A 12,125-nucleotide genomic window follows, 5' to 3' on the forward strand; every position below is an offset into this window, starting at 1 on the left:
ATTAGTCATTCAACATCATTGGCATAAGCAGCATCAGCTGGTCTTCGTTCTCTTCATTTTCAGCAGGAACGATCAGGCCGGCACGTGAGGGATCTGCCAATTCAAGAATTACTTCTTCCGAATTGATGTTACTTAATATTTCAATCAGATAGGTTGCCTTGAAACCGATATTCAGTTCCGTTCCGTCAAACTGGCAAACGATCTTTTCTTCAGCGGAAGTAGAAAAATCGATATCCTGTGCGGAAACAACCATTTCGCTTTCCTTCAACTGCAGCTTAACCAGGCTGCTTGCCGGATTAGAGAACACGGATACACGCTTCAAGGCGTTCAGGAAAGACACACGGTCGATTGTTACCTTGAACGGATTGTCCTGCGGAATCACACTGTTGTAATTCGGATAACGGCCTTCTATCAGGCGGCAAACCATTTCGAAGTTTACACAGCTTACATAAGCATTGTTATCATCGAATTTGATATTCACCATCTCTGTTTCTTTACCCAGCAGATTCTTCAATAAGTTAGCCGGCTTTTTCGGCAAAATAAAAGAAGCTCTTTCGGGTGATTTCACTGACAGATTACGCAAGCGAACCAGTTTGTGTCCGTCTGATGCGACAAAAGTCAGATCATCGGTATGGATATCGAAATAGACTCCGTTCATCACCGGGCGAAGCTCATCGTCGGCTGTAGCAAAAAGCGAGCGACTGATGCCGTTCAATAACATCTGTGAATTGACGATGATAGCGATAGCATTATCATTCAACGGCTTTTGTTGCGGGTAAGTATCTCCTTTCTGGCCGATGAAATTGTATTTACCGTTCTGGAAATGGATAAAGATCTCCAGGTTCTCGTCGTTAATATCAAAAGTAAGCGGTTGTTCAGGCAGCTCCTTCAAAGGATCGAGCAGAATCTTGGCAGAAACGGCGAAAAGTCCGGTTCCTTTTGCATTCATCACCTCAACAGAAGTAACCAGACGTGTTTCAGCATCCGAAGCTGTTATAGTCAGTTTATTACCATCAAGGTCGAACAGGAAGCTGTCGAGGATCGGTAAAGAATTCTTAGACGCAATAACTTTGCTGATAGACTGCAAACGTGATAACAGCGCAGTGCTGGATACATCAAATCTCATGGTTCTTAATTGTTTATATTATTAATTTTATTATTGTACATTATTTAGTGACGCGTCGTCAACGCCCATACAAAAGTAAAAAAATATTTGATTCTATCCATTATAATCTCCGTTACTTTTCTCTTGATAGAAAAGTAACCAAAAGTAACATACCAAATATGAAAACAAAAAAAGGTCCTCCATGACGAAGGACCTCTTTTCTATATCTCTTATTACGAAAGATTATTTCGCAAAATAATCTTTTACTGCTTCGTTAGGAATCATTTCTTCCTGGAAGATGTAAGCACCAGTTTTCGGAGACTTAACCATTTTAATTACTTTTGAATAAGTACGGCCGTCACCTTTCTTAAATGTTGCAACTGCTTTTTTTGCCATCGTTTAAAATCTCCTATTACTTAATTTCTTTGTGTAAAGTCATCTTCTTCAGAATCGGATTGTACTTCATCAGTTCCAATCTCTGAGTTGTATTTTTTCTATTCTTTGTAGTGATGTATCTGGATGTACCCGGCATACCACTTTCTTTGTGTTCAGTACATTCAAGAATAACCTGAACTCTGTTACCTTTTGCTTTCTTTGCCATTTCTTCTTTTCCTCCAAATTAAGCGTTTAAATAACCTTTTTCAGCTGCTTTTTTAATTGCTGCATCTAAGCCCAGCTTATTGATAGTACGCAAGCCTGCGGCTGAAATATTCAGGCTAACCCAACAATCCTGTTCTACCCAGTAGAACTTCTTAGTAAACAGGTTAACATCAAACTTACGTTTCGTTCTTCTCTTAGAGTGAGAAACGTTGTTGCCAACCATTGCTTTCTTTCCGGTAATTTGACAAATTTTAGACATTGCTATCTTCTTTTTTTATTAACGCAATAAATTAATTACAACTCCTGCTATCTGTCTTCCCTTCCGAACTAGCATCATGATCAGAACGAAGATTCTAATAGAGTTTCTCTCTTTACAGGGCGCAAAGGTAAAAATTATTTTTGATTCTACCATACAAATCTCCGATAAATTTTACCTATACTTACATATGTATTCCTGTGCAACAAAAATACAACTTTATTGGTTTTACTAATAATAATAAACATAAATACTTACGTAAAAATGGCTAGAAATTTTAAAGAAGCAGTAGAACACAGGAGAACATACTATCACATCACTAACAGCTCTCCTATTTCAGACAATGAGATTAAAGAGATCATCGCATTTGCAGTGAAAAACGTACCTTCCGCTTTCAACTCGCAATCGTCACGGGTAGTTCTTCTTTTAGGAAAGAACCATAAGAAGTTTTGGGATATCACAAAAGAAGCATTAAAAGCGATTGTTCCGGCAGAAGCATTTGAAAAAACGCTTGCAAAGATCAATACCAGCTTCGACTGCGGGTATGGAACTATTTTATACTTTGAAGATATGGCAGTTGTAGAAAACTTACAGAAAGCTTTTCCGAGTTACAAAGATAATTTCCCTATCTGGTCACAACAAACTTCCGCCATGCATCAGTTCGCTATTTGGACGATGTTGGAAGATGCCGGCCTGGGTGCTTCCCTGCAACATTACAATCCGTTAATCGATGAAATGGTGCAAAATGAATGGAAACTCGACCCGAACTGGAAGCTGATCGCACAAATGCCGTTCGGTACACCGACCGAAGGACCGGGAGGAAAAGAATTCGACCCGATGGGAGAACGTTTCCTTACTTTTGAATAATTAAAACGAAAGGTTATGAAATATGACATAGCCATTATCGGAGGAGGACCCGCCGGCTATACAGCCGGTGAACGGGCCGCCGAGAATGGATTAAAAACAATACTCTTTGAAAAGAATGCCATTGGCGGAGTCTGCCTGAACGAAGGTTGTATTCCTACCAAGACATTATTATATTCAGCAAAAATACTGGATAGCATAAAGAGTGCCTCCAAATATGGAATACAGGCAGATGATAATCCGGGGTTCGACCTCGGCAAGATCATCGCACGAAAAAATAAGACCGTAAAGAAACTGACACTGGGCGTGAAAGCCAAATTGAACGGGAACGGTGTAACAATCGTGCAGGGTGAAGCCTTGATCCGCGGAGAAGAAGAGGGATACATCCTGATCCAATGCGGTGAAGAAGTATTTGCGGTAAAAAACATTTTGCTCTGTACCGGTTCGGAAACCGTCATTCCACCGATAAAAGGACTGTCGGATATTGCCTACTGGACATCGAGAGAAGCTCTGGACATAAAAGAACTACCCCGTTCGGTCGCCATTATCGGCGGCGGAGTGATCGGCATGGAATTCGCATCCTTTTTTCACAGCATGGGTGTAAAAGTGAAAGTCATTGAGATGATGCCCGAAATACTCGGTGCGATGGATAAGGAAATATCCGCCATGCTCCGGGCAGAATACACTAAAAAAGGTGTTGTGTTCTTTCTTGAAACCAAGGTTATTGAAGTCACTTCCGACAGCGTGATCGTTGAAAAAGACGGAAAGACGGAAACGATCGAAGCAGATAAAATACTGGTCAGTGTCGGACGAAAAGCCAATACAGCGAATCTGGGTCTTGAAACCATCGGCATCGAACTCTTGCGGAACGACGTAAAAGTAAATGAATACATGCAAACCTCCCACCCCAATGTCTATGCCTGCGGAGACGTCACCGGTTTCTCCATGCTGGCCCATACAGCATACAGGGAAGCGGAAGTTGCTATCAATCATTTGCTGGGACATGACGACCAGATAAGTTATAATGCGATTCCGGCTGTCGTTTACACCAATCCGGAAGTCGCCAGTGTCGGGAAAACGGAGGAAGAGTTGCTGGCTGCCGGCAATATATATAATGTAGTAAAGATACCGATGACCTATTCCGGCCGTTTTATGGCAGAGAACGAAGGAATCACCGGCTTATGCAAACTGATCACCGATACGGACGACCGTATCATCGGTTGCCAACTGCTGGGAAACCCGGCTTCCGAAATCATTATTACAGCCGGTATCGCTATCGAAAACGGTTTCACGACGGAAGAGTTCAAAAAGAATATCTTTCCCCATCCGACAGTCGGGGAAGTCATTCACGAAAGTTTATATATGTAATGCTCTGCATTCATAACTCTCATACAGACGCCTGGTTCAATCTGGCAGCAGAAGAGTATCTTCTGAAGAATTTCTCTGAAGACATTTTCATGTTATGGCAGAATGAACCGGCCGTCGTTATCGGTAAATATCAAAATATATGGGCGGAAGCAGATCTTGAATATGCCGGACAAAAGCAAATCAAACTGGCGCGCCGTTACTCCGGCGGAGGTGCCGTATATCACGACATGGGCAATCTGAACCTTTCTTTTATCGAAAACAGCAGTCAGATCCGCCCGACCGGATTTACCAACAGCATCATAGATTTCCTGGAGACTTACGGTTTGCATGCCTGCTCCGACGAAAGACAGGGCTTGACTATCGACGGTCTGAAAGTATCCGGTAGCGCACAAGCCATCCATAAACGGAGGATGCTGCACCATGCCACTCTTTTGTTTTCCACCGATCTAGAAACGCTCGAACATGTGCTTCACCCATCGACAGAATATACCACCGGACATGATACGGCAGCCCGTCCCTATTTCGTTCCGTCGGTAAAAAGTCCGGTGACCAATCTGTGCGGCAAACTGCCTGTCCCCATCACCATCGACAAATTCAAGCAGTCTTTGCTGACTTATTTCTCTGCGCGCAGCACAACCTTCCGACTATACGAATTCACGGACCAGGACCTGGAGGAGATTCGGTTGTTAAGGAATAAAAAATATGCTGACGAAAACTGGATATTCAATACTTACGCCCTGTAATATAGAACTTTCCATATCTCTTCCTTGTTCCATTATAACAATAGAACAGACCGAAATATTCACGGTCGATTTATTTATCCGGCGATAACAAAAAGAAATAAATTAATTATACTATGGCTACATTCGAAATAAAAATGCCCAAACTGGGCGAAAGTATTACAGAAGGAACCATTATTTCCTGGTCTGTAAAAACAGGTGATCTCATCAAAGAAGACGATGTACTTTTCGAAGTAAGTACGGCAAAGGTCAGTGCGGAAATACCTTCCCCCGTTGCCGGAAAAGTACTTGAAATATTATTCCAGGAAGGTGATACGGTTGCAGTAGGTACAACAGTCGCAGTAATCCTGCTGGAAGGTTCGGAAGAAGAGGATGCACCCGATCACAAAGCTTCAGAACAAAAAGTTGAAAAAGGAACGACAGCCGCTGCTCCTGCCGGGAATAGCAACACGATATCTTCAGGACCGGTGCCTAAAGCGCAGGCTGCCAAAGAAGACGGGAGATGGTATTCGCCTGTCGTACTCCAAATGGCCCGCGAAGCCAATCTGTCGCAAGAGGAACTGGATCAGATTCCCGGAACAGGTTACATGGGACGTTTGAGCAAAAAAGATATGAAAGATTACCTCTCCGGAAAGAAAAATACCGCTTCGGGAACGCAAGCGCAGCAGCCCTCACAGGCAGTACCAGCCAGCAAACCGGAACCTGCTCCACAAAGCAAAGCAGCTTCTGCAACTCCGGTTACTTCTGCCCCATCCGCTCCGGCTTCTGCTCCGTCAATACCCATATCGGCAAACGGCGAGGACAAAATAGTCGAGATGGATCGTGTCGGCCGGATCATTGCTGATCATATGGTCATGTCGAAGAACGTCTCACCTCATGTCACAACGGTTGTGGAAGTAGATGTAACCAAACTGGTTCAATGGCGCTCCCGCACAAAAGATGCATTCCGGAAACGCGAAGGCATCAGTCTGACCTATATGCCGGCCATCACGGAAGCGACAGCTAAAGCTCTAGCCGAATTTCCGCAGGTTAACGCCTCTGTCAACGGCTATCAGATCATTCTGAAAAAGCATATCAATGTAGGAATAGCAGTTTCACTGGATGACGGCAACCTGATTGTCCCGGTCGTACGTGATGCCGACAAGCTGAATCTGAACGGCCTTGCCGTTGCCATCGATTCTCTGGCCAATAAAGCACGTGCCAATAAACTTGCGCCGGATGATATACAAGGAGGAACTTTCACGATCACTAACTTCGGTACATTCAAGAACCTGTTTGCCACTCCGATCATCAATCAACCGCAGGTAGCCATCCTGGGTGTCGGTTATATAGAAAAGAAACCGGCTGTCATTGAAACACCGGAAGGCGATACGATCGGAATACGCCATAAGATGTATCTGTCCCTGTCATACGACCATCGTCTTATCAACGGTGCTTTGGGCGGTGCTTTCCTGCGCTACATTGCCGATTATTTGGAAAACTGGAATCTTTAATAATTAAATTACTCAAACATGAAAAAGTACGATATAAAGACTACGGATAAAGAAACCCTGAAAAAGTGGTTCTATCTGATGACACTTGGCCGGGCTCTCGACGAAAAGGCCCCTGCCTACCTGCTACAATCGTTAGGTTGGTCATATCATGCTCCATACGCCGGACATGACGGGATTCAACTTGCGATCGGGCAGGTTTTCAAAAAGGGAGAAGATTTCCTGTTCCCCTATTACCGGGACATGCTCACGGTATTATCGGCCGGAATGACTCCTGAAGAAATTATTCTGAACGGCATCTCTAAGGCGACCGACCTGACTGGTGCCGGACGGCATATGTCGAACCACTTCGCCAAAACGGAGTGGAACATAGAAAATATCTCTTCCGCAACAGGTACACACGACCTGCATGCGGCTGGTGTCGGACGTGCGATGGTTTACTACAAACACAAAGGAGTTGCTATCACTTCACACGGTGAATCCGCCACTTCCGAAGGTTTCGTGTATGAAGCGATAAACGGTGCCAGCACGGAACGCCTGCCGGTTATCTTTGTTATTCAGGACAACGGGTACGGCATTTCTGTTCCGAAGGAGGATCAGACAGCTAACCGAAAGGTGGCCGACAACTTCTCCGGTTTCAAAAACCTGAAGATTATCCATTGTAACGGTAAGGACGTATTCGACTCCATGAATGCCATGACGGAAGCAAAAGAATATGCCCTGAACCGTACACCGGTAATCGTACAGGCAAACTGCGTCCGTATCGGTTCCCATTCCAATTCGGATAAACATACTTTATACCGCGATGAAAACGAGCTGAACTATGTAAAGGCAGCCGACCCTTTGTACAAATTCCGCCGTATGCTTCTCCGTTACAAACGATTTACGGAAGAAGAACTGAAGGAGATAGAAGACAAAGCAAAGAAAGACCTGAGCGCAGCCAACCGGAAAGCATTGGCCGCACCCGATCCGGATCCTGCCACAGTCACTGACTTTGTTTTGCCCGAGCCTTATATCCCTACCAAATATACGGACGGCATACACGATGAAAACGGAGAAAAAGAAACATTGGTCACCGCCATCAACAAAACACTGAAAGCAGAATTCCGTCACAACCCGGACACGTTCATCTGGGGACAGGATATTGCCAACAAAGAGAAAGGCGGCGTTTTCAATATCTCAAAAGGAATGCAGCAAGAGTTCGGCGATGCCCGTGTCTTCAATGCCCCGATTGCCGAAGACTATATCGTTGGTACGGCTAATGGCATGTGCCGCTTCGATCCTAAAATCCATGTTGTAATAGAAGGGGCCGAATTTGCCGATTACTTTTGGCCCGCAGTAGAACAGTATGTGGAATGTACCCACGAATACTGGAGAAGTTACGGACGGTTCACTCCCAACATCACGCTTCGTCTGGCTTCCGGAGGTTATATCGGAGGAGGTTTATATCACTCCCAGACTATCGAAGGGGCGCTGACTACGTTGCCCGGTGCACGGATCGTCTACCCTTCTTTTGCCGATGATGCTGCTGGTTTACTCCGGACGAGCATGCGGTCGAAAGGCTTCACCCTGTTTCTCGAACCGAAAGCTTTATATAATGCAGTTGAAGCATCTGCCGTCGTTCCCGATGATTTTGAAGTCCCATTCGGCAAGGCACGCATCCGCCGGGCAGGCGACGATATGAGTATTATTACATATGGTAATACCACTCATCTCTGCCTGAATGTTGCCGAACGGTTACAGAAAGAGCATAACAGGAATGTCGAAGTGATCGATCTCCGTTCGCTTATTCCGTTGGATAAAGAGACTATTTTTGAATCTGTTAAAAAGACCAGTAAAGTACTGATCGTACATGAAGACAAAGTGTTCTCCGGTTTTGGAGCTGAAATTGCCAGTATGATCGGTGCCGAGTTGTTCCAATATCTGGATGCCCCGATACAGCGTGTCGGTTCGATCTTTACCCCCGTCGGATTCAATCCGATACTCGAGAAGGCTATCCTTCCCAATGAGGAGAAAATTTATAACGCTGCTAAAGAATTGTTGGATTATTAATAGAATGAAATATGAAAAAGATTGGATTATTTTATGGTTCGTCTACTGCAAAGACGGCAGCAGTTGCTCAAAAGATAAAAGATGCATTCCATGATGTTCAGATCGATATTATCCCGGTTGAAAACTCAGGAGAGAGCGATTTCGAGACATACGATTATATCATTGCGGGTTCGTCAACCTGGTTTGACGGAGAACTACCCACGTATTGGGATGAAATAATGCCGATAGTAACCTCTGCTGACCTGAAAGGAAAAAAGGTAGCCGTCTTTGGCCTGGGAGACCAGGTTAAATACCCGGATAATTTCGTCGATGCGATCGGCTATCTGGCAGAAGCTTTTGCTGAACGGGGAGCAATAGTGATAGGTCAAACCTCTACGGAAGGATATCGCTTCAATCAATCCCAAGCAGTAAAAAAAGGAAAGTTTGTGGGATTGGTACTGGACATCGAAAACCAGCCCGAAAAGACAGATGAACGGATCAAGCATTGGGTTGATCAAGTAAAACATGAATTTGAAAGTGAATCACTCTCAACAGATAATTCGTTCAATTGCTAAATCAAATAAGCAGGCAGGGTAACCAGCTTAGTTGCAGCATCAGTAACCATCCTTTCGTGGTATCGGGAACCCCGGCATTCCGATACCACGAAAGGATGGTTTATTCCTTAGCCGTTTCTTCCTCCGATGCCTTATAAAAACCTATTTCCGATATTTGAGGGATATCCCTCGATTCTTTGATTACAATACGTGCTTCACTACAACGTACCGGATCAAATCGTAGAATCCGCTTATACCCGACAGTTGTTCCTTCTGCTACCGGTATCCACTCAGTATCCACCCGGCATTCTAATACAAACTCTTCGATCCGCTGACCTTCCGTGATATTTTCCTGCAAAAGAAGACGGTCGAACTCCTGCTCTCCTTCAAAGGATATTTCTATCGTATTTGTTTTTCCGGAACCTTGCCAATAAGTTTCCAACCTGCCATCCGTCAAATCACCGATTTCACCGACAGACGAAACAGCATTCTCCAACAGATTCTTTTCAAATGTCTTTCCCAATATTCGCTTCATATTCATTAAAGAGGCGTAATCATTCTCATGGATCAATCCCCGCTTGTCCGGAGGCAGGTTCAATAGCAGCAACGAGTTTTTCCCTACCGAACTGTAATAGATATCGATCAACTTTTGAGGAGTCTTCACCGACGTATCTTCCGACGCATGGTAATACCAGCCCGGACGGACCGAAACATCTACCTCGGAAGGGTACCAGATCACACCTTTCGCATCAGCCAATAAAGTGCGGCTTCCCAAATCCTGTGCCATCTTATCTCCTTCCGGCAAGAAAGTACCGCTACCGGCTTCCTGTTGGGAAGATTCCGCGATAGCCGTCAAACTGGATATTGCCGCCGGCAATACACTCCACTCCGTATCACGTCCGTAGCCGCTCTCCGTTCCTACCCATCTCACATCCGGTCCCATAACAGCAATAACAGCCAGAGGTTGCAAGCGGCGGATCAGTTCATAATAACGCATGAAATCATATTCCTGCTTTTTCCCGTTCGGTCCTTCACCACAGGCACCGTCAAACCAGACTTCATCAACACGACCATATTGCGTCAATAGTTCGGTCAGCTGGTTAACAAAGTAATCATTATATTGCTCCGTCCCATAATCCGGATGATTCATGTCCCAGGGAGAGAGATAAACGGCAAACTTCAGACCATATTCCTTACAAGCATCAGCCACTTCACGGACCAGGTCGCCTTTTCCATCTTTCCAGGGAGTAGATGCCACCGAGAAATCGGTATAAGCCGAAGGCCATAGACAGAAGCCATCATGATGTTTGCAGGTCAGCAGGATCATTTTCATCCCAGCCTCTTTCGCCGTCCGTGCCCATTGCCGGGCATCCAGTTCTGTCGGATTGAAAACGGACGGATCTTCTTTCCCCGTTCCCCACTCTTTATCGGTAAAAGTATTTACACCATAACAGATGAAACAGGTAAACTCCATCTGCTGCCATGCCAATTGACGGTCGGAAGGTACGACATGGGCAGCCAAACGCGCCTTTTCATCGACAGAAACACCTTCCGGAAACAAACAGGAAGTTACATATATTTCTTTCTGTTTATTTCCACAGGATAATAAAGAGCAGAAAGCCAAGCCCCATAATATGAACATGGCAGACAGATGCCTTACGATCTTTTTCATGATATGTTACGATTAGAATTTTGTAAGAGCAAAAATAGATATTCTGCCCCATATATTTATTGTACAATCAGGAGCGATCATTGTAGAATCTTACGTTTATTTCTTGGTAGGGAATGACAGGATATGCCAGGTTACCCCAATGCTAATCAATATCAGCAGCACTTTCACCCAGAGATATTCGATCAGAAAGAGAGAAGTCAATATGGCAGAAAGCCACATAACAGAAATAGAGATAAGCTTCGATTGTAAAGGAATAGCTTTGTCAACCATGTAGTTTCTGATATAAGAGCCGAAATAGCGATTACTCATCGCCCGGTTGTATAACTTCTCCGAACTGCGGATATAAAACCAACAGGTCAATAACCAGAAAGGAGTAGTCGGGAGCAATGGGACAAATATGCCGATTGCTCCTAGTATCAGGAAGAAAGAACCCAGGATGATATAGATAATTCGTCTGGTTTCTCCCATTCTTATTTTATGGTATAATTTCCGATTTGTCTGTTTCCGTTCAGGAAGTCTTTTACTCCCATTCGTTTCTTACCAGCCAGTTGAAGATCCAAAAGACGGATATAACCATCCTCCACGGCGATATCGATATAACTCTTCGCATCTGTAAGAATAACACCAATGGCCTGGTTATGAGAAGCAGGACGCTTTTCGGCCTGATAGACTTTTAAAGCCTGACGACTTCCATCCGAAGCTACCAGCTCCGTCCAGGCCGCAGGATACGGAGACAAACCACGGATAAAATCATAGATTCTCTTTGACGGCTGATTCCAATCGATACGGCAGGTGTCTTTAAATATCTTGGGAGCAGGACGTAACTCGATGACATCTTTAATAAACTCTTCCTGAGGAATGGCATCGACTTTACCGGCCAGCAACAGATCGACCGTCTCCGTAACCAACCCTGCGCCTATTGCCATCAGTGCATCATGTACCGTTCCCACATTATCGGTATCGGCTATCGGAAGATGTTTCTGACGGATAATTTTTCCAGTATCGATTTCATGTGTAAGGAAGAATGTTGTAACTCCCGTTTCAGTATCCCCGTTAATAACAGCCCAATTGATCGGAGCTGCACCACGATATTGAGGCAACAAAGATGCATGCAGATTGAATGTTCCGAAGCGTGGCATATCCCACACCACTTCCGGCAACATACGAAAAGCAACCACTATCTGCAAATCGGCCTTCAGCGCACGCAGTTCATCCAGGAACGTTTCATCCTTCAGCTTCTCCGGTTGCAACACCGGGAGATTCTGTGACAAAGCATATTCCTTCACCGGACTTGCCTGTAAAACACTTCCATGACGCCCTACCGGTTTATCCGGCATTGTTATCACTCCTACTACATTATATCCGCCTTCCACCAAGGCACGCAGGCTCTCCACAGCGAAATTGGGAGTGCCCATATATACAATCCGTAACTCTTTTTTTTCCAT

The 12,125-nt window shown here is 44.7% G+C and carries 13 protein-coding genes; 6 read left to right on the forward strand and 7 right to left on the reverse strand.

Annotated elements, in window-relative coordinates; genetic code table 11:
- Position 1: 1 nt before the first annotated feature.
- The 4 genes from dnaN to rpmB all read right to left on the reverse strand — a co-directional run bounded on the left by dnaN (position 2) and on the right by rpmB (position 1,964).
- Positions 2-1,126: a DNA polymerase III subunit beta gene (dnaN, locus tag DXD68_RS02315; protein WP_122360125.1), complete on the reverse strand. Its 1,125-nt coding sequence runs from the start codon at positions 1,124-1,126 to the stop codon at positions 2-4.
- A 222-nt stretch (positions 1,127-1,348) separates the two neighbouring features.
- A complete protein-coding gene (locus tag DXD68_RS02320; RefSeq protein ID WP_005638125.1) occupies positions 1,349-1,501 on the reverse strand; it encodes a DUF4295 domain-containing protein in 153 nt (50 codons plus the stop codon).
- 16 nt (positions 1,502-1,517) lie between these two features.
- Entirely contained in the window at positions 1,518-1,706 is a 189-nt protein-coding gene (rpmG, locus tag DXD68_RS02325; protein ID WP_005642977.1) for a 50S ribosomal protein L33, read from the reverse strand.
- An 18-nt stretch (positions 1,707-1,724) separates the two neighbouring features.
- Complete coding sequence (gene rpmB / locus DXD68_RS02330) at positions 1,725-1,964, reverse strand: 50S ribosomal protein L28 (protein WP_005638129.1); 240 nt, start codon at positions 1,962-1,964, stop codon at positions 1,725-1,727.
- A gap of 261 nt (positions 1,965-2,225) precedes the next feature.
- On the opposite strand from rpmB, the gene DXD68_RS02335 reads away from it, so the two are divergent.
- The 6 genes from DXD68_RS02335 (at position 2,226) to DXD68_RS02360 (ending at position 9,029) form a co-directional block, all read left to right on the forward strand.
- The gene (locus tag DXD68_RS02335) at positions 2,226-2,828 is read left to right on the forward strand and encodes a nitroreductase family protein (RefSeq protein WP_122360126.1); all 603 of its coding nucleotides are present in this window, start codon (positions 2,226-2,228) and stop codon (positions 2,826-2,828) included.
- A 15-nt stretch (positions 2,829-2,843) separates the two neighbouring features.
- Positions 2,844-4,193, forward strand: a complete 1,350-nt coding sequence (gene lpdA / locus DXD68_RS02340) for a dihydrolipoyl dehydrogenase (protein WP_122360127.1) — start codon at positions 2,844-2,846, stop codon at positions 4,191-4,193.
- Positions 4,193-4,936, forward strand: a complete 744-nt coding sequence (locus DXD68_RS02345; RefSeq protein WP_122360128.1) for a biotin/lipoate A/B protein ligase family protein — start codon at positions 4,193-4,195, stop codon at positions 4,934-4,936. The genes lpdA and DXD68_RS02345 overlap by 1 nt, the downstream gene beginning before the upstream one ends.
- Before the next feature lie 113 nt (positions 4,937-5,049).
- Positions 5,050-6,426 carry a dihydrolipoamide acetyltransferase family protein gene (locus DXD68_RS02350; protein ID WP_122360129.1) on the forward strand — a complete coding sequence of 459 codons (1,377 nt, stop codon included), beginning with the start codon at positions 5,050-5,052 and terminating at the stop codon, positions 6,424-6,426.
- Between the two features lie 18 nt (positions 6,427-6,444).
- Entirely contained in the window at positions 6,445-8,475 is a 2,031-nt protein-coding gene (locus DXD68_RS02355) for a thiamine pyrophosphate-dependent enzyme (RefSeq protein ID WP_122360130.1), read from the forward strand.
- An 11-nt stretch (positions 8,476-8,486) separates the two neighbouring features.
- Positions 8,487-9,029: a flavodoxin gene (locus DXD68_RS02360; RefSeq protein ID WP_122360131.1), complete on the forward strand. Its 543-nt coding sequence runs from the start codon at positions 8,487-8,489 to the stop codon at positions 9,027-9,029.
- 100 nt (positions 9,030-9,129) lie between these two features.
- Here the strand turns inward: DXD68_RS02360 and DXD68_RS02365 are convergent, their stop codons facing one another.
- The 3 genes from DXD68_RS02365 to fmt all read right to left on the reverse strand — a co-directional run bounded on the left by DXD68_RS02365 (position 9,130) and on the right by fmt (position 12,125).
- A complete protein-coding gene (locus DXD68_RS02365) occupies positions 9,130-10,680 on the reverse strand; it encodes an alpha-L-fucosidase (protein ID WP_199715354.1) in 1,551 nt (516 codons plus the stop codon).
- 96 nt (positions 10,681-10,776) lie between these two features.
- Positions 10,777-11,148, reverse strand: coding sequence for a YbaN family protein (locus DXD68_RS02370; protein WP_122360133.1), 372 nt, complete (start codon positions 11,146-11,148; stop codon positions 10,777-10,779).
- A gap of 2 nt (positions 11,149-11,150) precedes the next feature.
- A complete protein-coding gene (fmt, locus tag DXD68_RS02375; RefSeq protein WP_122360134.1) occupies positions 11,151-12,125 on the reverse strand; it encodes a methionyl-tRNA formyltransferase in 975 nt (324 codons plus the stop codon).

This window comes from Parabacteroides sp. TM07-1AC (assembly GCF_003480915.1).
Taxonomy (GTDB): Bacteria; Bacteroidota; Bacteroidia; order Bacteroidales; family Tannerellaceae; genus Parabacteroides; species Parabacteroides chongii.

Coding starts and splice junctions, on each gene's coding strand:
- dnaN (WP_122360125.1), bottom strand. CDS start 1,126: ATGAGATTTGATGTATCCAGCACTGCGCTGTTATCACGTTTGCAGTCT.
- DXD68_RS02320 (WP_005638125.1), bottom strand. CDS start 1,501: ATGGCAAAAAAAGCAGTTGCAACATTTAAGAAAGGTGACGGCCGTACT.
- rpmG (WP_005642977.1), bottom strand. CDS start 1,706: ATGGCAAAGAAAGCAAAAGGTAACAGAGTTCAGGTTATTCTTGAATGT.
- rpmB (WP_005638129.1), bottom strand. CDS start 1,964: ATGTCTAAAATTTGTCAAATTACCGGAAAGAAAGCAATGGTTGGCAAC.
- DXD68_RS02335 (WP_122360126.1), top strand. CDS start 2,226: ATGGCTAGAAATTTTAAAGAAGCAGTAGAACACAGGAGAACATACTAT.
- lpdA (WP_122360127.1), top strand. CDS start 2,844: ATGAAATATGACATAGCCATTATCGGAGGAGGACCCGCCGGCTATACA.
- DXD68_RS02345 (WP_122360128.1), top strand. CDS start 4,193: ATGCTCTGCATTCATAACTCTCATACAGACGCCTGGTTCAATCTGGCA.
- DXD68_RS02350 (WP_122360129.1), top strand. CDS start 5,050: ATGGCTACATTCGAAATAAAAATGCCCAAACTGGGCGAAAGTATTACA.
- DXD68_RS02355 (WP_122360130.1), top strand. CDS start 6,445: ATGAAAAAGTACGATATAAAGACTACGGATAAAGAAACCCTGAAAAAG.
- DXD68_RS02360 (WP_122360131.1), top strand. CDS start 8,487: ATGAAAAAGATTGGATTATTTTATGGTTCGTCTACTGCAAAGACGGCA.
- DXD68_RS02365 (WP_199715354.1), bottom strand. CDS start 10,680: ATGAAAAAGATCGTAAGGCATCTGTCTGCCATGTTCATATTATGGGGC.
- DXD68_RS02370 (WP_122360133.1), bottom strand. CDS start 11,148: ATGGGAGAAACCAGACGAATTATCTATATCATCCTGGGTTCTTTCTTC.
- fmt (WP_122360134.1), bottom strand. CDS start 12,125: ATGGAAAAAAAAGAGTTACGGATTGTATATATGGGCACTCCCAATTTC.